Here is a 20,988-nt window from a genome sequence, read left to right as displayed (position 1 = left end):
TTAGAATAGAAATAGCGGGGTATAGTATACCGGTAGTACGCGTCCTTCGGGAGGATGTAGACTGGGTTCGATTCCCAGTACCCCGACCAAAATAACTAATAATCGATAACTCATAACCGATAATCAAATTGTTATTAGTTATGAGTTATTGGTTATGTGGTTAATCCGCTTTCAGCGGATTTGGGCCTATAGTCCAGTGGTAAGACGCCGCATTCGCATTGCGGAGACGACAGTTCGATTCTGTCTAGGTCCACTAAAATTGATTTAAAGCCTCGTTCGGAGGCTCATTCCTTACTCTCTCCTTTGCAAGCGAGATTTATCTCTTTCAAGATAGCCGTTCACAAGACGGTCTATTTTTATTTACAAAATCGTTAAAATTAGCTATTATTACAATATTAAAGCAATAAAAACTCGTCTTGCTGATTTATCGATCAATACTATCGTAAAAATTGAAAATGGTGTTAATCAGAACCCAACAATCGAAACGCTGACCAAAATCGCCAAAGCGCTTGAGGTCGGTGTTAATGATTTAATTAAATAAGAGTATGGCGAATATTTCCAATATAATAAAATCTAAAGAAAGAGTGCGAGATTTGGCTGAGGTGTTTACCGCAGACAAAGAAGTGAATGCCATGCTAGATCTTGTGAAATATCTTTCGGAAAATATCGAAAATACCTTGCTGGAACCGTCTTGCGGTAATGGTAATTTTTTAGTAGCTATTTTAAAAAGAAAGCTGGATACAGTTAAAGCGAAATATAAAAATCAAATTGATGTCGAGTTTTATGTTGTTAAAGCGGTAGCTTCTATTTATGGCGTTGATATATCGGAAGAAAATGTTTTAGAGGCGAGAGAGCGAATGCTTAATGAAATAAAGAATTTTTATTCATATAAGTTTAACACTAAAAAGCCGAATGAGGGGTTTTATAATTCAATAAACTGGATATTGGAAAGAAATGTTATTGTTGGGGATATGCTGAACAAAATTCAAGATATTATTTTGGTCGAATATAATGCGGTTGGCAAAAGACCAAATTTAAAAAGACAAGAATTTAGATTAACAGATCAATTAAAAAATAAAAACGAATTTAATACCTTGTTTAATACCCAAAAACCTCTTAAGAACTATAAAATCTGTAATTATTTAAAACTATGCTCGTAAATAATATTTTTAAAAAAAGAATGCCCGATATTTTAGATTGCATTGCTAATCTTAGCAGCGATGAAGTTTTTACACCGCCGCAACTTGCAAATAATATTCTTAATCTCTTGCCTGACAAAGTTTGGCAAAATCCTGATTTAAAATTCTTGGATCCTGCCTGTAAGACTGGTATATTTTTGCGTGAATGCGCCAAAAGATTGATGGCTGGGTTGGAAAAAGCCATACCGGATGAAAACAAAAGACGGGAGCATATTTTTAAAAACATGCTTTATGGTTTGGCAATCACCGATATTACCAGCTTAATGTCTCGGAGATCTTTGTATTATTCAAAGTCGGCTAACAGCAAGCACTCTGTCGTCAAATTTGAAAATGAACAAGGCAATATCATTTATGAAAATATTAAACACACTTTTGAAAATAAAAAATGTATTTATTGCGGCGCCGCCGAAAGCATACAAAGCAGAGGCGAAAGTTTGGAAGGTCACGCTTATCAATTTATTCATTTAAATAATTTATTTAATAATATGAAATTTGATGTCATTGTTGGAAATCCTCCATATCAATTAGATACTGGTGGTGTAGGCGCACAAGCAACGCCTATTTATCAAAAATTTATAGAAACAGCGATGGAGCTTAATCCTCGTTATCTTTCAATGATTGTTCCGTCAAGATGGTTTGCTGGCGGTATGGGATTAAATGATTTTCGGGCCAGAATGTTGTCTGACAAAAGACTTAAAGTTTTAGTGGATCACCCTAACGCTGAAGATTGTTTTCCCGGAGTAGAAATTAAGGGTGGAGTGTGCTATTTTTTGTGGGATAGTAAGCACAATGGCGAGTGCGAAGTGGTTTCAATGTTGGGTGGCGAGGAAGTAAGCCGCGCCAAGAGGAGTTTGGGTGAACATGATGTTTTTATTCGTTTTAATGAGTCAATTGAGGATTTAATAAAATAAATATGAGCGAAGAAATTTTAAAACTAAAAAAGGAAATAGAAAGATTAAAAAAATCTGTAAAAAAACAGCGCTATGGTTTAGTTTGGATGGATGTTCCTGAAGCGTTTGAAGACGATGTTGAAAATAAATTACCAATTCTTAAAGAGGTGCCGGAGCTTGCTATAAAAAACAATGATGGCAAGCCAACTCATATTTTAATTGAAGGCGACAATTATCACGCTTTAACCTGTCTAAATTACACTCACAAAGGGAAAATTGATGTTATTTATATTGATCCGCCATACAATACTGGTTCTGATGGTTTTCGCTATAAAGACAAAAGAATTTTAGATAAATTTCCTGATGGAACGGAGGTCCCGAAAGATCATCCATTCCGTCACAGTTATTGGCTTTCTTTTATGCGGAAGCGTCTTGAATTAGCTAAAGATTTATTAAGCGAAGAAGGAATAATTTTTGTTTCAATTGATGATAATGAATTGGCTCAACTAAAACTATTGATGGATGATATTTTTAGCAACACTTCTGGCAAGGGGTTCATGGGTACCTTGATTTGGCAAAGAGCAAAGGGCGGTGGCAATTCAAAGAAGGTTGTAAGGGGTCACGATTATGTACTTTGTTATTCAAATAGTGACGATCTCACTTTAACCCAAAAAGGCGATAAGGCAATCGAGCATATTCGGAAGTTTCAATCTGGAAAAGTTAAAGACAGGTATTTAATGAAAGAAGGGAAACTTTATTTTATTAATGACGATGTGATTCGTCGCGTTTTTGGAAAATATAAAAAAGGAACAGAAAGAAGATGCGAGTATGAAAATCTTTTGAAGTACAAAGGTAAAAAGATAAAAGACGAAGTTGATAAAAAATTGGCTGATGGTGAGTATATTTTAAAAAAAGCAAAGAACGGAATGCATTATATTTGCAGATCAGAAGAAGTGGGAAGTATGCGACAAGTCATGTACACGATAATCCAAGGGTATTTGTCGGAAGTTGGCAAAAATGATCTTGGAAAGTTTGATCTCGAAGATAAATTTGAATATCCAAAGCCGGTTGGACTTATAAAGACTCTCTTGGATACGGTTTTAAATAAAAAAATAATAATATTAGATTTTTTTGCTGGCTCGGGGACTACTGGTCAGGCTTTATTAGAGCTTAATACCGAAGATGAGGGAGAGAGGCAATTCATTTTAATAACTAACAATGAAAATAATATTTTAAAAGGTGTTTGCTATCCAAGAATTAAAAGGGTAATAAGCGGATATACAAATAAACAGAAAGAAAAATATAACGCTCTTGGCAATTCGCTCAAGTATTATAAAGCCGCCTTCATTGGTAAAAACAATATCCTAAACGCAACCGATCAAGATAAAATTGAACTTGCACACAATGCCGGTGAATTATTAGCGATTGCTGAAAACACTTTAGAGCTAACAAAACAGAATAAATTTTATCAATTATTTAAGGATGGAAATAAAGAAAAATATACTGCTGTATATTTCCGCGAAGAATTAGATAAGTTTGATGAATTTGCAGAAATGATTAAGAAATTAAAAAAGCAAACGGCGGTTTATATTTTTAGCTGGGGAGATGAGGCAGAAATTGAAGAATTTGACGATATAGAACAAATAAAAATTAAAACAATTCCTCTGCCGATTTTAGAAATATATAAGCAAATTTATAATATTAGTACTAACTAATTATGTTCAATCCTTTACCATTTCAAAGAGATACCATAGACAAATTGCTTTTTACTCTTACGGAGCTATGGAAAAAAGACGGCAAGCAATTGCCTTTAGTTTTCAAATCGCCAACAGGAAGCGGTAAAACTTTTATGATGGCGCATTTTGTCCGTGGTCTTAATAAATTACCTAACTGGGATATGGATAAGGCATTTGTTTGGATTACTTTTAGCGATGATCTTGCAATGCAAAGCAAGAAAAAATTTGAAGAATATTTTGAAAATACGCTTGAAAATAATTTGCTAACCGTAAATAACATTAACAGAGGCAAAATGTTTAAAAATGATATTTTGTTTCTGAATTGGCAAAAAGTTTCTGCAAAATCAGCCGAGAGTAGGATTTTGCGAAGACCAGATGATGAGAACATGCGGAAAGAAAGCGGTAAATATTTTGAGGACTTTATTGATGGGACCAAAAAGAATGGCAGGGCAATAATTTTAATTATTGACGAGGCACATACCCATGTAAAAACTGAGTTGGCTCAACAAATTGTGGATTATATTGATCCAAAAATCGTTGTCCACATTTCAGCAACGCCCAATGATGAAATCGAATTAATCGCGAGAAGAGATGGCGGATTTGTTGATGTTGATAGAAAGCGAGTCGTTGCAGAAGGATTGATAAAAGAAAAAATTGTTACCCAAACAAAAGAAGATTTGCCTAAATTTCAAGGTAAAGATTTGGACGAAGCGCTTTTAGATATTGGTTTAGCAAAAAGAGAGGAGTTGAAAGAGGAATTTGAAAAACTTGGCAAAAAAGTTAATCCCTTACTACTTATTCAACTGCCGAATGACGACAAAGAACGCGTGCAGGTAGGCGAGAAAACAAAAGAACAAATAACAAGCGACTATTTAAAAAAGAAGGGGATAAAAGAAAATAAGATAGGGCGATGGTTTGATAAATTTCCTAAACCGGATGGAATCGAGGATAACGAAGACGATTATGATATTTTACTCTTTAAACTTGCCGCTGGCACAGGTTGGGATTGCCCGCGCGCTCATGTGTTAGTGATGTTTAGAAATGTTAGAGTTGAACAGCGTTATATCCAAACAGTTGGCAGAATTTTGAGAATGCCAGAGCCAAATCTGAAAGAAGATTATAAAAGTAGCCCAAATTTAAGAATTGGTTACCTATACACAAACTACAACAGAAAAGACATAACCGACAATTGGATTGATAAAACACAAAATAAACCGGCAGTTTATATTTCAAAAAGAAAAAAGGGAATAAAGAATATCCAACTTCAATCTGCTTATGTTTCGCGCGTTGATTATGGAGATTTAAGTAATTCCGCAAAATTTCAAGCAAGTTTTATCAAATCAATGAATAGTTATTTTGTAATTGATAAAGATGATATCTTTGGAAAAGCGGAAAAAAAACTATCCAAAAAAGGATTTGATTTAGATTCTTCAATTACTAACCAGATAATTGTTGACGCACAATTTGAAGATTACGACAGAATCAATTTTGAATTCCAGAAAAAAGGACATGATGTATCTTTGGAAATGTCCCAAAATGATGTTGAAAAAACTTTTAATTATTTATGTTTCCAACTACTGAAAGAACAAACGGAAGATAAGGCAAAAATAACGAACATTGCTCGATCTTGGAGTCCGTTGAAAAAGGCGGTTAGAGTTTGGTTCAAAAGCGTTTTAGGTGAAAATTGTGATTACTATTATCGTGTTTTTATAAAGGATATACAAAAAGGTGCAACTAGCGTTTTTCGTCCAGCCCTTACACATTCCCTAAAAAATTATAGACCAATTTTAGAAAAGATATTGGCTGAAAGAGCGAAAAAGGGCGAGGAAAAGGAAGCTCCAATTTTTACTATTCAAGAAAGTTATAGTTATACAGAAGATTATGAAAATTCGTCTGTGACGCTTAATGTTTTAGAAAATTTTTACATAAGAAAAGAATATGACGGAAAACCAAATGAAACTGAATTTATCAGTTATATTGATGGCAAGAAAAATAAAATTGACTGGTGGTTTAAACAAGAAATCGGCCAAGAATATTTTGCGATAAAATACTTCAATACTGCCGATCAAAAATTTTCTCTTTTCTATCCCGATTGGATTATAAAATTCAAAGACGGCAAGGTTGGCATTTTTGATACAAAGAGCGGAAGAACTGCTACCGACACCGAGGGTCGGGCACCGGCTTTAGCAGAAAAATTAAAAGAGCTTGGTAAAAATTTTGTAGGCGGGATAGTTTTAAAAGAGGGTGGAATTTGGCATTATAACGATTCAAAAGATTATAAATACATTCCGGGTAAGTTAGATAAGAATTGGAAGAAGTTTGAGGATTTAAACTAAATTATGGCGAAATACAATATCTACAAAATTGATAAAACAAAAGAAGCGGCTTTATTGGAAAAATTAGAAGCCGTCGGTCTTTCGCGTTCCGGTCAAAAAATAATAAATGATTTTACTCTTTCGCTTTATCTCTCAAAAAAGCCAGAAGATATTGATATTTGGTGGACGGATTTATATGCCGAATATCTTGGCACCGATGAAAAGCTAACAAATAAAGCATATTTTGCGATTTTTCTTATTTCAAATACCTCTTTGCTTTATGCAATCAGTATGGGTAAGTCGCATTTCTATCTAAAAGATTTTTGTGATACTGATTTTGGAATAAATCTTGCGGAGAGAATTGCAGATAACAACAACCTAAAACTTAAAAATTCAAAATTGTTTGGCGGGAAGAAAAGCAAGACAATTATTTCGTATCAAGAAAATAGTGAATTTGAATATGATAGTGGCGAGTCAATTCACTATGTAAAAGCAAAAACAATAGATGATGAAAAATGGGGCGAGGTTGGCAGTTTTGGAAATTCTGCTCAATTACACCTTGAAATTATCCCTGACGACTTGCCGGAGTTGATAAAATCTGTCGAAGAAGAATTACAGAAAGAAGCAAAAATTGTTTTGCCACGCGCTACCACCATAAACGATGAAACAAAAATTGCGGAATTAGATCAAAAGTTAGCACAGGAGATTTTAAATAGCACAAATGCTGGGCTTCAACCATCAGAGGCAACAGTTTCTGGTGTTGATTTTGTATTTCTTGATAAAAATCAATATCGCTTTATTTTCAATCGTCAGCGTCAAGACATTGACGGAGAGCTTAATCTTGCTACTCTCCGAAATTTTGTTAATCAGCAAAATATAAATTTGACGACAAGTATCAATGACATCAAAGTTAAAGTTTCAGATGAGCATAACAAAGGATATACAAAACCATTAAAATATTTTCTTGATTATGTTGATGATGATAGACATTTTTTGCTTGACGGCAAATGGCACATTTTCAATCAAAATTATATTGAATTTTTAAAAAAACAAATTGATGAGCGAATTAAAGTCGAAATTTCTGACATCAATTTTTCCAATTCAGCATTTACACAATGGCGTAATGCCTTATCTGATAAAGAAAGAACATCGCATGGCTACGCCGAGTATTATTTTAATTCTTTGCGAGAAAATGAAGGCTACAAAAATTTAGATCGAGATATTGCAACACTTCAACAGCAATACAAAATAGAAAAAATGGATTTATACAAAGATAATGTTGCATATTTTGTAAAAATTGGCACTCCGCAAAAACTGGGGTATGTAGTAGACCAAGCCCTTGCTACGATAAAAATTTTACAAAGTCAAACATCAACAATCCAAATCAATGATCAAGAAATAAAGCCAAAAGAAATTTGTCTTTGGCTCATTTTTGATAGACAGACAGAAATAAAAAAAATATCGGAAATCAAATCACTGATATTTTTAATAAAGATTGCCGAATGGCAACGGCAATGTGCTAATGCTGGATATATTCCGATAATTCGTGTAGGATACAGAAAAGATTGAAAATTTGAGGCGGCGCGCCAATGAAATTGGCACGGCCTCCAATTCCGCCGAAAAAAAGGGCAGTCCGAGCGAGGGCGTGGCGGAAGGAGGGGGTTGGGGGGAGGAATTCCGCCACGCCCGAGCCGAAGTGAAGCGTTCCCGCCGTCTTGGTATCAAGACATCAAAGCAAAACAATTTTCAATTCCTTTTAAGAAAAATTTGGCGGGCGGGCGTTAAAAAATTGAAAGAAAATTGTTTTGCTTTGCTTGCCGAAGTTCGGCGGGCGGAAACGCGGAGCGGAGCTAATCAAGCATTTTTTGTTCAAAAAAGGTTCGAGCTTCGTTCAGCAATTGCGACCAAAATAACTAATAATCGATAACTTATAACCGATAACCAAATTGTTATTAGTTATGGTTATTGGTTATGTGGTTAATCCGCTTTCAGCGGATTTGGGCCTATAGTCCAGTGGTAAGACGCCGCATTCGCATTGCGGAGACGACAGTTCGATTCTGTCTAGGTCCACTAAATATGAATTAAAAGGAGCTTTAAGCTCCTTTTAATTTTGCTTTTTTGTTGAGTTTTACCTTCCTTGTGTATGCCTATTTCTTCTTGACAAAAATCTATAATATGCTATACTTGATAGTTGCATAACAGGCTTTTAAAAGCTGTTTTTTTATTGGTTCAATTAAGCTTAAACACAGGAAGGCCAATAATGTTTCTAATAAAGGATTAAGCAACACTAGTCCGCAATAATTTAAAATGAGTATATACCATAAAATCGTAGAATTGTCAATAGCCACTGTTTCATTGGCAGGCTTAGCGCTCGGTTTGTTTTTTCCTCAAGTAGCGCTTGCAAGCAATATTGGCAAGAATAATGTTTTTAATTTCAGTTTTTCTGAAAAAGCAGAGGTTTTACCGCTTGTTTTAGGGAAAAATAATCTTTCTTTTGTTAATATTGCCGATTTGGACAGCAAAAATAAAGAAAATTATAAGACAGTCGCGGTTCCTGTTAAACCAGCAATAGAAAAAAGCAACAAGGTCAATAAAGTTATTGTTTTGACTTTAACTAAAAAGGTTGCAGAAGAAGAATTTACCGCTATTTCAGAAGAAGGAAAGAATAATCTAGCCAAAAAGATTTGTGAAGCTGCCGGGATATATGCCTTGCCTTGCTGGCAGGATCTAAAAGCGATGCGCGAGAAAGAAAGTTTTGACGGTAAAGCAATGACCGGGGACGGCGGCAAAAGCAGAGGCTGGTACCACATTCAGACCAAATTGCATAAAGTTTCCGATGCCTGCGCTATGGATTTCGAATGTTCAACCGAGTGGACAGTAAAAAATCTTATAACCAATGGTTATAAGATAGATAGGCTTTATGCCATTTCCAGACACAATGGTGGCGGTAAGATGGCTCAGATCTATGCAAGAAACGTGGTTTATAATTCGGCAAAATTTGAGCGATAAAGCGTTAGAGGCGCTTGGAATTTCAGAGGCTTTGTAAAAAGCCTCTGATTTTTTGTTTTAATTTGATTGAAAAATCAGCGGTTTTATTCAAAATGACGATTAACTCAAACTGGATCAGATAGCCGATACCTATCGCTACAAGTACTAAGCTTGTTAGGCGGGTGATCAAAGTAAAGGCCAGAGCGGTAGCTTGTCCGCCCAGGCTAAAAAATCCGAAAGCAAAGATTTGAGAAAGTTCGAACCCTCCCAGCGATCCGGGCAATGGGACCAGATAGGAAATATTCATTAAAGAAAAAAGTCCAAGCAGGGCTTTTAATTCGACGATCAAGCCTAAAAAGTAAAGTGTCAGCCAGGAGGCGGCAAGCGTAATCATTATTTCCAAAGCAGATAAGAAGATCGCGGTAAAAACCGTTTTTTTGTGGAGCTGGAAAAAGTTTTTTATTTCATTTTCACGGCGGATAATTTTATTTTTCAAACTGTCGATAAAGGAAATTTTATGCAAACGCAGGAGATCGATAAGGTAGGTAAAAAAGCCTTTTTCGGCTGCAGTGCCGGATGGTTTTACCATTTTGGTAAAGAAAAGGTAAAAAACGCCCAGGAGAATGATCAAGGTTCCGATAGTGATGGCGAATATTTTCCGGGAAACATCCGAATAGGAAAGAAAAGCCAAAATACCGACAATAATGAACAGAAGCATAGTGCTTAGAAAAATGGACCCCTCGATTATGACTGAAGACATGGTTGATCCCAAGCTTAATCCTGTTTTTCCCGAAAGAACCATTGCTTTGAACGGTTCGCCCAGCAATAAGCCGGAAGGGGTAAGGTAATTGATGGCGTTGCCGATCATTCTGGCGGTAAAAACTTTTCCGAAAGGCGTGGTGTTACCCGTAGCATCAAGGATAAGTTTCCAGCGCGTAGTGGAAATAAGAGCCGAAATCATACCTAGCGCCACCAGGACAAAAAAATGCCAGAGTTGAAAGGTTAAAACGGTTTTAATGATATTTTCAACCCCGACCTTTTCTATAATGGTAATAAAAAGAAATCCTCCGACGATCAGAGTAACGGTAAAAAACAATGATTTATTGAATTGGCTGGAAATTTTCATGCTTATTGTTTTATTAATAAGGGACTGTGCAAACGGTTAGTTTCCGCTGAGTCTTTTAAGGGATTTTCTTTTTTTGCAGAAATCATATAGCACGATGAGGAAAACAGACGATAGACCAATTATAGTCAATATTGTTCCAATTATCAATGGCCTGGGTTCATATTTTATGATTATTTCGTGTTTTCCGCCAGGAACAAAGACAGCCTGGAAAAGATAATCCGCTTGATATATTTTTACCGGTAGATCGTCTATTTTTGCGGTCCACCCCGGATAGTTTGCCTGACTTAAGAACAAAAAAGCGCTTTTGTCGTTTTTTACCGCCAAGCGCCAAAAACCCGGGTGAAACTCAACGACCGATATTTCATTGGTTTTTTCCGGCAGGTCATTTTTGGGATAATTCTCGCCATTGGTTTTTTTCTCGGGGGTTTCTTCCAGTACGATGATTTTTTCCAGGTCAACCTCTTGTGTCTTTTGTAAAGATTCCGTTTCGTTTTCAGCGAGTATATAATCATCGATAAAAAATGCAAGTTTGGAATAATTTTTATTTACGCAGAGCGTTCCGATTTTTTCGAGATCGGTCGCCCGACTGGCTATGAATTCGCAGGGTAAATATTTTATGCCCGCGAGGTCGATCAACCTCGCGTTTTTTACCATGGCGTCCGTGTAGTTCGCGTGGCGCCTGAGCGAAAGGGGGTTGTATCCGTCAAAGGCAAAAATATGGCGCATCTGGGTTGAGTTGGAATCGAGTCCGGATACTTTGAAAATTCTGAATTTATTAATTTCATCGAGGCGGCTGTATTCATCCGCTATTTTCAGGGCGATGGGCGGGACGGCGAAAACCTCGCTGGTCTTTTGGCGGCTATAAAGCAAAGTATTAAGTTCGGCAGCGGGTAAAATTTCCTGCGCAATTATCAGGAAGGATATTATTCCCAAAAAAGCGGGCGCGCGCTTAAAGAATATTTTACCGAAAACATATAAAAAATTATGCGTTGATCGTGTTTTTTCCGCTGCCGGAGGATTTTCGAGTTTTGAAAAAAAATTATTGATTATCGCAAAAAAAGATGACGCAAGCCCGATAACGGAAAGATTAAAAAGCAGCATCATATTGGCTGGTGCGCGTATTTTGTCAAAAAACGGCGCAAAGCGGTAAAAATATTTTTGTAAAAATCCAAATTCGCCAAAACTATAGAATAGGCTAAGAATTAAAAGCGTAAGCCAGAAAAGCGTCATTTTGCGCGTGCTGCGATAAAAAATTCCAATGATCGCTCCCAGAGCGGCCAGCATAATTATAGCGCTGCCAAGATAGAGATAATTTTGCGTTCTGTCCCACGGTCCCGTATAAGGCGCGCCATAGGATACATTGTTATAATTCGGCTCGATAAGGCTTTTCAGGCTCTTGGGGTTTAAACTTTCGGTTTGAGACATTTCCAGGGTAATTTTGGCGCGGTTTGATTGCTGCGTCAGTTCATAGGTGGGTAAAAGCTGTATGGCTGAAATAAGAAAAGCGATAATATAAATTATCGAAACAATCTGGACTTTGTGTAAAACCGAATAAAGGATTTTTTTATTGTCTGTTTTATCATCACTGCCGGCAATTGTCCATGCGACGTCGAAGATAAAATAAAAAGCGATAGCGTAGGCGATATAGAGGGACATTTGAAAATGTCCGGCGAGAATCGCAAAACTCAAAAATAATCCGCCAAGCGCGGCATAGGAAGTTTTCGCTTTTTTTAAGGCGATTATTAAAAATAAAAAGATCAAAGGAAGCCATGAAGCGGTGTTCTGCATGCCGACATGCGAAGCGTGCGCCGCCATAAATCCGCCGAAAGAATAAACTATTCCTGCGGCGAGGCTGAACCAAAAATTTTTGCTTAAATATCTGGCCAGGAGAAAGGCAAAAAAGCCGGCGAAAAAATAATGCAGAATTATTTGGTGCATAATCAGCTCCGGGGTAAAAATAGAGAATATGCCTATAAGGAGATTTATGGGATAAAAAAAGGCGACTTGAAGGTCGGCAATTTGCGGGAAACCGGCGAAGATATAAGGCGTCCACAGAGGGAGAAATCCTTTGTTCCATGTTTCCGAAGAAAAAAATAAATTAAAAAAATGGACATTAACCGCGTCCCACTGGATAGAACCGAATTTATTGATCACCGGTTCCCAAAAAACGGATAAAACGGTAAAAATATAAAAAATAATAGCAGTAAGCAATTGTAGCATAATAATATCAAATTATTTGGCTATCTTTTTAGAACATGTCGGCAGGTTTATTTTTTAATTGGTTTTGAAAAAAGTTTTTCGGTTTTTTCCCGGTAGAAAATATTATAAGCGCAAAAGGGAATTATTTTCATATTCGGCGTAACATAATGAATGCCGCATCGCTTGACGCGTTCAACGTCAAAATTATAAGGATCCATAAAATGCATAATGCCGATAAAGAGCGTGTTTCGGTGGAATTTTTTCAAAGCGGGAGACGACCCCGACCGGATGATTTCGATTATTTCGTTTAAAATCTTCAATCCTTCGGAATACATTCCCGGTCTGATCATTTCAGGAAGATGATTGGTGATTTTTGCGACTGCTGCCGCTTTGTCAAATTTATCATTATTGGTCATTCGGTTTATAAACCCTTGATTGCTGAGGCTTTGGGCTGTTTTCTTGATCAAGTTTAAAAATTTTTCAACATTGATAAATCTGGTAATAGGCAAGAGTTTATTGTTGCGTATGTAAACATAAGTGGCTGCTCCGCAGTGCGGGTGAACGGTGAACTTTACCTGGGGAGATTTTTTCCATATTTCAGTAAAAGAAGAAATTGGGACGACGAAAGGGATAGGATAAAAGTCTTCTTTCTGTATTTGTTCTTTTGTTTGTTTTTCAATTAAGTCCAGAACATCGGGAACGGTAACCCTTTGTTTTTTTAGCTTTTTGCTGTCGATTCGGCCCGAAAATGAAACCGGCTGGAAATTTACAGTTGTCACTATGTCAGAATTTTTTTTAGCAAAATCAATAATGTCGCCGATCTGGTCATCGTTGACGCCTTTAACGATAGTAGGCACCAGGACAACACTGTCGAGGCCGGATAAGCGGAAGTTTTCCAAAGCTTTTAACTTGGTCGGCAAGGCATTATATCCTCTTATTTTTCGATAAGTTTCCGGTTTTAGGCCGTCGAATTGGAAATAGATCGTATTTATTCCGGCCTTGGCCATTTCTTTGCAAAAATTCAAATCCTGCGACGCCCTTACCCCGTTAGTGGCGACTTGGATCTGCTCGAACCCCATTTTTTTGGCAAGCTTAAGAACTTTTATAAAATCGGGGTAGAGAGTCGGTTCTCCTCCTGAGAACTGAACAGCATCGCAGGGAACGGGTTTTTCGTTTCGCAGCGTTTCCATCATTTTTTTAACTTGCTGAAAACTCGGTTCATATAAATATCCGGCAACGGCGGAATTAGCAAAACAGATCGGGCATTTTTGGTTGCAACGATTAGTCAGATCTATGTTTGCCAGAAGCGTGCCGGTCTTATGGTCGGCGCAGAGACCGCAGCTGTTTGGGCAATCTTTTTTTTTCTTAGTATTGGGATTGGATACGCCTTCCCCGTCGCAAGCGAATTTTTTATATTTCTTATAAAGCGCGGAATCGGACCAATAAATGTCTTCGAAGTCGCCGTGAGCGGGACAATGTTTTTTAAAAAGTATTTTTCCCGCCTTTTCAACGATGTCAGCCGGTATGTTTTTTAGGCATTCCGGGCAAATTGAAGCGGTTGTGTCGACTGGATTGTTTTTAGCCATGATTATTTTTGTGCCGCGGGAGGGAATCGAACCCTCATGACCTTGCGATCGATGGATTTTAAGTCCATTGCGTCTGCCAGTTCCGCCACCGCGGCAAATTTACATATGATTTTGTGTTTGGAGGCCACGGGCAGAATCGAACTGCCGATAAGAGTTTTGCAGACTCCTGCCTTACCACTTGGCTACGTGGCCTTGATTACAATATTCTATATTCTAAGCTTATTTGATAAAAAATTCAAGATGCGCCTTGCGCCGTATCCGTAAAAAATAAATTATTGTTTCAGCAATTCTTCCCGAATTTTTTCTTTTATTTCCTTTTCTTTTTCCCCGATTTTTCCTTCTACTTCAAATCCGGCAGCTAATTTATGGCCGCCTCCGCCGAAAGCCTGGGCGATCTTTGCCACATCCACGCCTTTGTAAAGCTCCGAGCGCATGCTTCCTTTTATTTTTCCCAACCTGGTTTCTGTCAGCAGAAGCGAGAATCTGCTTTCCGGTATTTCCGCCAGCAAGTTTATCAATCCGCTTAGCTCGTTTTCATCGGAATCGTATTTTTTCAGATCATCTTGCGAGACAAAAGAAAAAGCCATCTTGGTTTGAGGGTCCACGGCTGCCCGGCTCAGAACTTCTCCCCATATTTTTAAGGAGCCGCCGAACTTTCTTTTTTTGAATAATTGCTCCGCTATTTTTTTTAGATTAGTGCCTTTTTTAATCAGAAGGGATACGATCTGGAGAGCTTTTGGCGAGGTGTTCGAATGCCGGAAAGTGCCGGTGTCTGCCAATAATCCGCCCAGAAGACAGGTAGAAGTTTCCAGTCCCATCGGCCAGTCCAATTGTGTTGCCAGATCAAAAATAACTTCGGCCGACGAAGATGCGCCGGGGTTGATGAGCTTGACCATATCAGGCTTTTTTTGGACGTTGGTCAGGTGATGGTCTATGGCAATAGCCTCCTTGCCGGAGAAAAATTTTTCTTCAAATCCGGTGCGATCAGGCCCGGCGCAGTCAACATAAATTGTCAAAGCGTTGTCCAAAAGTTCCGGTTTTTTTGTGATTTCTATTTTTTCAAAGTTTGGGAAAAAAGAAAAACGTTCGTCCGCCGAGTCAAAAATAAACATTCTTGCGTTTTTGCCTTTCGCGGCCAGGATCTGATACAGGGCAAGGATCGAGCCGACAGCATCGCCGTCCGGATTTTTATGGGTGAAAATATTAAAATTCTGAAAATCGGATATTTTTTGTTTTATTTTTTCTAACAGTAAGCTGTCTTTTTCGGCCAGGACAGGTTTTGATAAAAAATCCATATTAACTGATTGGTTTATTATGTCGCTGGAATCGCTATTCTTTTATTTCTTCCGGTTTTTCTTCTTCTTTGATCTTTTGGAAAAGCTCGCTTATTCTGTCCGGCTCCGTGGCGGCGGGAGAAAATCTCAGTTTCGGCACGGGCCGCATTTCCAGCCGGCGATCAAGGGCTTTTTGTATTTTATAAATTTTTTTTCTGATTATGCCCAGCGCGGTGCCGGTTTTGTTGTCCGGAATTATAGCGACCAATATATCAGCATACTTTAAATCCGGCGAAGTGTCAACACTGCCGACAGTAACGAAAATTCCTTCCGGGAAATCGATCTCAGTCAAAAAAAGCCTAGAAACTTCCTGGGCCAAGAGCTTGTTGATTTTTTCTATTCTTCTGGTCATAAAACTATAGGCATTATAAAAATATTTACGCGTTTTTTAAATAACGGATCAAACGCGTTATTCTAATTTTTGCTTGATGGATTCTTCAGTGTAAGCTTCAATAAGATCATTCATTTCAACGTTGGCGTTTCCCCGGTAATGAATGCCGGCATTGTTGGGCTTGGCGACCTCTTTTGAAATTTCCTTATTGAATTGCAATTCTACCACTTTGCCGGTGCCGGTGGAAATTTTATTATGGAATATTTCTATGCCCGCTCCATTTATTATTTTTCCGTCGAGCACTTTGGCGCCAAAAACGATTTCAAAGTTATCCCCGGCCGCTTTTTTAGTTTTAAAAATGGCTACCACCTGGAGTTTTCCGATCGTTGTTTTAATTATTTTAGGCGGTAAAAGCGAAGCGGCTAAATTTTTAACTTCCTCGATCAGTTTGTAGACGATCGTATCGGTAACTATTTTTACTTTTTTTTGCTTTGCCAGATCGCTTACCGACGCTGGAACGGCAGAATTGAACCCGATTATCACCGAATTGGTAATGCTCGCTTCTTTTACATCGTTTTCATTGATATCGCCAACAGGTTTTTTGGTTATATGCAAGTCTATTTCTTTAAAACTAAGATTGCTTAATATCGAATCAATGGCTTCCATTGTTCCTCGGGAATCGGCTTTTAATAAAATATTAAGAGGTTTGGCGGATTTCTTTTCTCCGTCTGAGGCGGATCCATCTTGGGCGGATTTTTTCTCAGCTTTTCCCGTTTCCGGCGATTGAGCCATTTCCTTTTGTTCTTTAGCAAAAGCCTCTTCTCTTTTTGCGAGTTCTTCTTTTTCGGCTTGCTCCAATTCTGTCAGTTCGCGGCGAGCGCCCAAGACGGCTTTCTTCGCGTCATCGGAATTTTTAAAAGCGGTAAAAAGCTGTCCCGGTTGGGGTATATTTTCCATTCCCATTACCACCACCGGGGTTGAAGGGGGAGCCATTGTGACGCTTTTCCCAAGAAAGTTTTCCATTCTTTTAATTTTCCCAATGCATACGCCAGAAACAACAGTATCTCTTAATTTTAATGTTCCGTTTTTAACCAAAAAAGTCGTTAAAATCCCTTTTCTGGGATCAGCCTTTGTTTCCAAAACTATTCCCGTGGCTTTATCGTCGGGATTTGCGTTTATTTCATTCATTTCCGTCAAAAGCAGAACAGATTCCAAGAGTTCTTTTACTCCCTGGCCGCTTTTGGCCGAAATTTCTACGCTTAGAGTTTGTCCTCCCCAGTCTTCGGTAAGAACCCCCGCTTCGGATAGCTGGCTTTTTGTTCTGGCGATATCGGCTTGGGGCCGGTCAATTTTATTTAAAGCGACAACCATTGGAAGCTTGGCTTCTTCCGCGAACTTTATCGCTTCTTTTGTTTGAGGCTGGACGCCATCGTCCACCGCCACGACAAGGATAGCGATATCCGCTCCTTTTATCCCGTGTTTTCGCATGCCGGAGAAAGCTTCGTGCCCCGGAGTGTCCAGGAAGGTGATGCTCGCTTTTTTCCCGTCCTTTTTTTCTATTTCCGCCTCATAGGCTCCGATCTTTTGCGTGATCCCGCCCACTTCCTTGGCGGCCAGATTTGTTTTTTTGATATAATCCAAAAGAGTGGTTTTTCCATGATCAACATGCCCGATAACCACTACGATAGGCGGGCGCGGAGATAAAACACTTTTGTTTGTTTGTTTGGTTTTGGTTTTTTTTACGGCCATGTTTTCAGGGATGCTTAAATATTTTAGATGGCGCTTTCAGTCGCTTTTTTGATCGCTTCTTCCTCTTCTTTTGATAAGAGGTAAGAAGATTTTAATCTATTGATCGGTTTTGCGTATATGCGGGTTCCTTCTCTTAAGAATAAACTGGAAATTATAATTCCGGAATTTTCTGAATTTAAAAAGGCAATGGCAAAACTCTGGTCTCCGCCGGTGTTGTTAAAAGGATTAAACCGGACAATGCCAATTTTTTTAATAGCCGTAGAGAGTATTTTTTCTTGCTTGTCTTGTTTTTGAGATATTTTTTTTAGTTTTAGCTGTAAAAAGGCGGTATCGCCGATCAGGTTGCCTATCGATTCTTCCAGGTTCTTGGCGTCTTTTCCTTGCAAGAAAAAACCGATCTTTTTTTTAAGCGAGAGGAACGTTATCAGCAATGTTATGTTTAAAAAAAATAAAAACAGGAAAAAGATCAATTGAATAAAGGGGTTTGCCATTAATAAAAAAATAGAGTCCGAAGACATAGCTTCGCTGATTAAGAAATTATCAATTTATCCATTATATACTATATTGTCATAAAAAGAAAGGCCTTCCGTTGCTTTTAAACTGATATTTGAGAGTTTGAGGATAAGCCAAGAAGTATTTATTTAAAAAGTTATACACTTATTGCCCTTGAAAATTAAAAAATATAGTGGTATAATCATATTTGCCAATAAAGAGTAATAGAAATTTGCCCGCTTCACGGTTTAGATAAATATTGAAATGGGAAAGAGGCCGGTATTTTTCTCTTACTGTTTAAAATCGAGTTTAAGATCAATTTAATTTTAAACTAAAAAATCTTCGCACTCTATAAATACGATAAAAATAGTAAGAGGAAATGGATTCGATCAAGAAATGGAGGTCCGTTTCATTTCCATAAAGCACAGTATTTAATCGGCTTATCAAGGCCTCGCGTCTTCGTCGGCTATATTAAATCTGCTTTATGGCAAGTCGTAGAGTGCTGACGTCAACTATAAATAAAAGAACGGGGTATCAACCCTGTTCTTTTATTTAGGTAAAATAAGAAAAAAGCCGTCAAACGATTTTGACGGATAAGTTTTTTAAATTTTATTTCACCATAGCGGACTTTTGGTGTGGTCGATTTCTTTGCCGTTTAATGATGGGATTATTTCGGATAAAGAGGGGATATTTATTTTTTCACGTTTTTTTTTCGATAGGTTTTTTTTGTTAAGTTTTTTAATCAGATTTCTTACCTCCGGATCCGTTGCAAGGCTTAGTGCGAATTCCGGCGCTAGATTTCCGCATAGACTGTTATCTCTGATATGTTCGAGAGCTATTTTAAGTTCTTCCCCCATAATTATTCTCTCTTCCTTATAATCCAGCTGTGTATAAATATTTTTGTACAGCCAATCTCTGGTTTCCTTAAAAATTTTCGCTTCCTCGCTTTCTGTAAAAGAAATCTTCCCTTTTTCCAGACTTTCTTCAACTAAAGCGATAATGCAAGACTCTTCTCTTTTTCTTTGAGCATTTATGCCGTTGCCGAGTTTTAAAATACCTTCTGGCATATCTTTTTCGAGGATCAGCCCCTCTCTCTTGAGGTCGTTTGTATCGGACATGGTGTAAGCGATTTTGTCTGCCCAAACAAGCAGACTTATTTCGCTTATTTCTTTTTCATCCATATGTACATCGGCTCTGTCTCTTGAGTGGTTCATTACCGCTTTATATATTTCATAGTTTAGATTTAATCCGATCCCTTTTCTTTCGATATGATGCAATATGTTCGCGCCGTTCAAAGGGTGCTTGATCCCGGTAATTGTTTCGAAAAGATGGCCGTATGGTCCGTGTCCAAAATCATGAGCTATTGCTATTACTCGGCAAAAATCAATATTTAAACCAAGTTGAGCAGCAGCTCGCACAATTACTGAAATCACATCAAAGGTATGAATCATGCGATTTCTAATATGGGGATTTTCCGGCTGGCAAAAAACCTGGGTTTTAAACGGCATTCTTCTTATCGCTTTGCTTTCCCACAGTTCTGATTCGGCTATAATTGGCCAAGGAATACCTGTTAGATATTTTTCATCGCCATTACGCCCGAATTGTCTTCCTCTGGTTGTTTTTAAAGGATCTAATGGTTCTTTGAAGAAAGTGTTAAGTTTTTTCTGTATCAAGATTATTACCTCCTTTTAATTTTATATAAATTTTAAAGAACAAGTTAAGTAAACTTTACTTTAAAAATTTTATTTTGTCAACCCCGTTAAATAATTCTGCCATAAGCAGAATTCCGGCTCTGCCGGATTTAACAGGGTCAACATCCCGTGTTCGCTTCCGGTGTTGATTTTAATTGTAAGTATGATAAAATGATAGGGTAATTAAAATTTGATTTAAGTAATTTATCAAAAGATCCATATGGCAAAAAATAAAGCGAATATTGACGCAAAGACTTTAGAAGAATTAAAAAAGGCTCTGATTGAAAAAAAGGGCAAAATAACCGCTCAACTGGAGACATTTGCCGGCAAGAGCAAGGACTTAAAAGGGGATTTTGACACTAAATTCGAGCAAGTTGGCGACCGGCCGGAAGAAAACGCCAGCGAAGTGGAGATGTATGAAGATAATTTAGGAGTAGAACATACGCTGGAAAAAGATCTGGCGGCAATCAACGAAGCTTTGAAAAAAATGGATGACGGTACTTATGGAATTTGTACAAATTGCGGCGCGCCCCAGACCATCGATATTAAGCGCCTGAAAGCGTTCCCTGAAGCAAAGACCTGTATTAAATGTTCACCCCGCACCAATTCTAAAGAAAATTTTTGTAAATAAAAAAGAGCAAGCCGTAGGCGATTCCGAGAAATTATCTTACATATAAAATCATACTTTATTGTGGAATTTGGTGTTGGGGCCATGAATGTAAATAAAATTAGAATGGGGCTTGATTATGAAAAATCAGTTTTGTCATTCTGAATTTATTTCAGAATCTATAATATGAGCCATTTGTAGAAAACTAAAGATCCTGAAACAAGTTCAGGATGACATTTTTAATTTACGGTAATTATGAGCATGAAAATTAATATTAGCAGAAAAATATTTTTGCCAATCATTGTTTTATTAGTGATTGGCTTTGTTGTATTGGATCAGGCGGTAAAAAAAATAGCCGTATTTTGGTTATCGGCTTCGCCGTTTTATATTAGCGATTATTTCAGATTGGAAATTTATAAAAATTACGGCATTGCTTTTGGCCTTCCGGTAAATGCCGGGGTTTTTTATATTATTATTATTTTATTTTTTGCGTGGCTCGCGAGCGGCAAGTTATTAAATTTCAGGGAAATGGGGAAGAGAGAGATCCTGGCAGTCAGTTTTATTTTGGGCGGCGCTTTGGGAAATATAATTGATCGGGTCAGTTTCGGATACATCATTGATTTTATAAATTTTAAAGATATCGTGATCTTCAACCTGGCGGATGTGTTTATCGCGATAGGAGTGATAAAATTGCTGGAAAAATTTTTGCCCGATACAGGAAAGGGTAAATTTAAAAAAATATAAT

The 20,988-nt window shown here is 37.6% G+C and carries 18 protein-coding genes and 5 tRNA genes; 13 read left to right on the top strand and 10 right to left on the bottom strand.

From position 1 onward, the window contains the following. Positions 1-15 precede the first annotated feature (15 nt). The 11 genes from Q8N37_02830 to Q8N37_02780 all read left to right on the top strand — a co-directional run bounded on the left by Q8N37_02830 (position 16) and on the right by Q8N37_02780 (position 9,149). A tRNA-Pro gene (locus Q8N37_02830) sits at positions 16-89 on the top strand. Positions 90-182: 93 nt separating this feature from the next. Then, positions 183-253 (top strand) — tRNA-Ala (locus tag Q8N37_02825). 177 nt (positions 254-430) lie between these two features. Next, positions 431-541: a helix-turn-helix transcriptional regulator gene (locus Q8N37_02820; protein ID MDP3057428.1), complete on the top strand. Its 111-nt coding sequence runs from the start codon at positions 431-433 to the stop codon at positions 539-541. 4 nt (positions 542-545) lie between these two features. Continuing rightward, positions 546-1,160 carry an SAM-dependent DNA methyltransferase gene (locus Q8N37_02815; protein MDP3057427.1) on the top strand — a complete coding sequence of 205 codons (615 nt, stop codon included), beginning with the start codon at positions 546-548 and terminating at the stop codon, positions 1,158-1,160. Further along, positions 1,151-2,110, top strand: a complete 960-nt coding sequence (locus tag Q8N37_02810) for an Eco57I restriction-modification methylase domain-containing protein (protein ID MDP3057426.1) — start codon at positions 1,151-1,153, stop codon at positions 2,108-2,110. The genes Q8N37_02815 and Q8N37_02810 overlap by 10 nt, the downstream gene beginning before the upstream one ends. A gap of 2 nt (positions 2,111-2,112) precedes the next feature. Continuing rightward, positions 2,113-3,804: a site-specific DNA-methyltransferase gene (locus Q8N37_02805; protein ID MDP3057425.1), complete on the top strand. Its 1,692-nt coding sequence runs from the start codon at positions 2,113-2,115 to the stop codon at positions 3,802-3,804. 2 nt (positions 3,805-3,806) lie between these two features. Further along, positions 3,807-6,161, top strand: a complete 2,355-nt coding sequence (locus Q8N37_02800) for a DEAD/DEAH box helicase family protein (GenBank protein MDP3057424.1) — start codon at positions 3,807-3,809, stop codon at positions 6,159-6,161. A gap of 3 nt (positions 6,162-6,164) precedes the next feature. After that, positions 6,165-7,709, top strand: coding sequence for a TIGR04141 family sporadically distributed protein (locus Q8N37_02795; GenBank protein MDP3057423.1), 1,545 nt, complete (start codon positions 6,165-6,167; stop codon positions 7,707-7,709). 4 nt (positions 7,710-7,713) lie between these two features. Continuing rightward, a complete protein-coding gene (locus Q8N37_02790; GenBank protein MDP3057422.1) occupies positions 7,714-8,067 on the top strand; it encodes a hypothetical protein in 354 nt (117 codons plus the stop codon). Between the two features lie 72 nt (positions 8,068-8,139). Continuing rightward, positions 8,140-8,210, top strand: a tRNA-Ala gene (locus Q8N37_02785). A 237-nt stretch (positions 8,211-8,447) separates the two neighbouring features. Beyond that, positions 8,448-9,149, top strand: a complete 702-nt coding sequence (locus tag Q8N37_02780; GenBank protein ID MDP3057421.1) for a hypothetical protein — start codon at positions 8,448-8,450, stop codon at positions 9,147-9,149. A 22-nt stretch (positions 9,150-9,171) separates the two neighbouring features. Here Q8N37_02780 and Q8N37_02775 read toward each other — a convergent pair whose 3' ends face one another. The 10 genes from Q8N37_02775 to Q8N37_02730 all read right to left on the bottom strand — a co-directional run bounded on the left by Q8N37_02775 (position 9,172) and on the right by Q8N37_02730 (position 19,618). Next, complete coding sequence (locus tag Q8N37_02775) at positions 9,172-10,254, bottom strand: lysylphosphatidylglycerol synthase transmembrane domain-containing protein (GenBank protein ID MDP3057420.1); 1,083 nt, start codon at positions 10,252-10,254, stop codon at positions 9,172-9,174. 36 nt (positions 10,255-10,290) lie between these two features. Beyond that, positions 10,291-12,474, bottom strand: coding sequence for a YfhO family protein (locus Q8N37_02770; GenBank protein MDP3057419.1), 2,184 nt, complete (start codon positions 12,472-12,474; stop codon positions 10,291-10,293). A 47-nt stretch (positions 12,475-12,521) separates the two neighbouring features. Next, positions 12,522-14,039 carry a radical SAM protein gene (locus Q8N37_02765; GenBank protein MDP3057418.1) on the bottom strand — a complete coding sequence of 506 codons (1,518 nt, stop codon included), beginning with the start codon at positions 14,037-14,039 and terminating at the stop codon, positions 12,522-12,524. Positions 14,040-14,050: 11 nt separating this feature from the next. Further along, positions 14,051-14,134 (bottom strand) — tRNA-Leu (locus Q8N37_02760). Positions 14,135-14,157: 23 nt separating this feature from the next. Continuing rightward, positions 14,158-14,231 (bottom strand) — tRNA-Cys (locus tag Q8N37_02755). Between the two features lie 80 nt (positions 14,232-14,311). After that, entirely contained in the window at positions 14,312-15,334 is a 1,023-nt protein-coding gene (locus tag Q8N37_02750; GenBank protein ID MDP3057417.1) for a bifunctional oligoribonuclease/PAP phosphatase NrnA, read from the bottom strand. Positions 15,335-15,368: 34 nt separating this feature from the next. After that, the gene (locus tag Q8N37_02745; protein MDP3057416.1) at positions 15,369-15,725 is read right to left on the bottom strand and encodes a ribosome-binding factor A; all 357 of its coding nucleotides are present in this window, start codon (positions 15,723-15,725) and stop codon (positions 15,369-15,371) included. Between the two features lie 57 nt (positions 15,726-15,782). Beyond that, positions 15,783-17,453: a translation initiation factor IF-2 gene (gene infB, locus Q8N37_02740; GenBank protein MDP3057415.1), complete on the bottom strand. Its 1,671-nt coding sequence runs from the start codon at positions 17,451-17,453 to the stop codon at positions 15,783-15,785. 23 nt (positions 17,454-17,476) lie between these two features. After that, the gene (locus Q8N37_02735; protein ID MDP3057414.1) at positions 17,477-17,944 is read right to left on the bottom strand and encodes a DUF4446 family protein; all 468 of its coding nucleotides are present in this window, start codon (positions 17,942-17,944) and stop codon (positions 17,477-17,479) included. Positions 17,945-18,559: 615 nt separating this feature from the next. Further along, a complete protein-coding gene (locus Q8N37_02730; protein MDP3057413.1) occupies positions 18,560-19,618 on the bottom strand; it encodes an HD domain-containing protein in 1,059 nt (352 codons plus the stop codon). A 238-nt stretch (positions 19,619-19,856) separates the two neighbouring features. Here Q8N37_02730 and Q8N37_02725 point away from each other — a divergent pair, with 238 nt between their 5' ends. Together Q8N37_02725 and Q8N37_02720 are read left to right on the top strand one after the other, a co-directional pair. Further along, positions 19,857-20,267 carry a hypothetical protein gene (locus Q8N37_02725; protein ID MDP3057412.1) on the top strand — a complete coding sequence of 137 codons (411 nt, stop codon included), beginning with the start codon at positions 19,857-19,859 and terminating at the stop codon, positions 20,265-20,267. Between the two features lie 231 nt (positions 20,268-20,498). Further along, positions 20,499-20,987 carry a signal peptidase II gene (locus Q8N37_02720; GenBank protein ID MDP3057411.1) on the top strand — a complete coding sequence of 163 codons (489 nt, stop codon included), beginning with the start codon at positions 20,499-20,501 and terminating at the stop codon, positions 20,985-20,987. Position 20,988 lies beyond the last annotated feature (1 nt).

The organism is bacterium (assembly GCA_030693205.1).
GTDB lineage: Bacteria > Patescibacteriota > Minisyncoccia > JAHIHE01 > JAHIHE01 > JAHILZ01.
The sequence above is the reverse complement of the archived record's forward strand: the minus strand, read 5'-3'. Positions and strand labels throughout refer to the sequence as shown.

What these genes read in the sequence shown, in the direction of transcription:
- Q8N37_02815 (MDP3057427.1), top strand. Translation starts at nt 546, where the DNA reads ATGGCGAATATTTCCAATATAATAAAATCTAAAGAAAGAGTGCGAGAT.
- Q8N37_02810 (MDP3057426.1), top strand. Translation starts at nt 1,151, where the DNA reads ATGCTCGTAAATAATATTTTTAAAAAAAGAATGCCCGATATTTTAGAT.
- Q8N37_02805 (MDP3057425.1), top strand. Translation starts at nt 2,113, where the DNA reads ATGAGCGAAGAAATTTTAAAACTAAAAAAGGAAATAGAAAGATTAAAA.
- Q8N37_02800 (MDP3057424.1), top strand. Translation starts at nt 3,807, where the DNA reads ATGTTCAATCCTTTACCATTTCAAAGAGATACCATAGACAAATTGCTT.
- Q8N37_02795 (MDP3057423.1), top strand. Translation starts at nt 6,165, where the DNA reads ATGGCGAAATACAATATCTACAAAATTGATAAAACAAAAGAAGCGGCT.
- Q8N37_02780 (MDP3057421.1), top strand. Translation starts at nt 8,448, where the DNA reads ATGAGTATATACCATAAAATCGTAGAATTGTCAATAGCCACTGTTTCA.
- Q8N37_02775 (MDP3057420.1), bottom strand. Translation starts at nt 10,254, where the DNA reads ATGAAAATTTCCAGCCAATTCAATAAATCATTGTTTTTTACCGTTACT.
- Q8N37_02770 (MDP3057419.1), bottom strand. Translation starts at nt 12,474, where the DNA reads ATGCTACAATTGCTTACTGCTATTATTTTTTATATTTTTACCGTTTTA.
- Q8N37_02765 (MDP3057418.1), bottom strand. Translation starts at nt 14,039, where the DNA reads ATGGCTAAAAACAATCCAGTCGACACAACCGCTTCAATTTGCCCGGAA.
- Q8N37_02750 (MDP3057417.1), bottom strand. Translation starts at nt 15,334, where the DNA reads ATGGATTTTTTATCAAAACCTGTCCTGGCCGAAAAAGACAGCTTACTG.
- Q8N37_02745 (MDP3057416.1), bottom strand. Translation starts at nt 15,725, where the DNA reads ATGACCAGAAGAATAGAAAAAATCAACAAGCTCTTGGCCCAGGAAGTT.
- infB (MDP3057415.1), bottom strand. Translation starts at nt 17,453, where the DNA reads ATGGCCGTAAAAAAAACCAAAACCAAACAAACAAACAAAAGTGTTTTA.
- Q8N37_02735 (MDP3057414.1), bottom strand. Translation starts at nt 17,944, where the DNA reads ATGGCAAACCCCTTTATTCAATTGATCTTTTTCCTGTTTTTATTTTTT.
- Q8N37_02725 (MDP3057412.1), top strand. Translation starts at nt 19,857, where the DNA reads ATGGCAAAAAATAAAGCGAATATTGACGCAAAGACTTTAGAAGAATTA.
- Q8N37_02720 (MDP3057411.1), top strand. Translation starts at nt 20,499, where the DNA reads ATGAGCATGAAAATTAATATTAGCAGAAAAATATTTTTGCCAATCATT.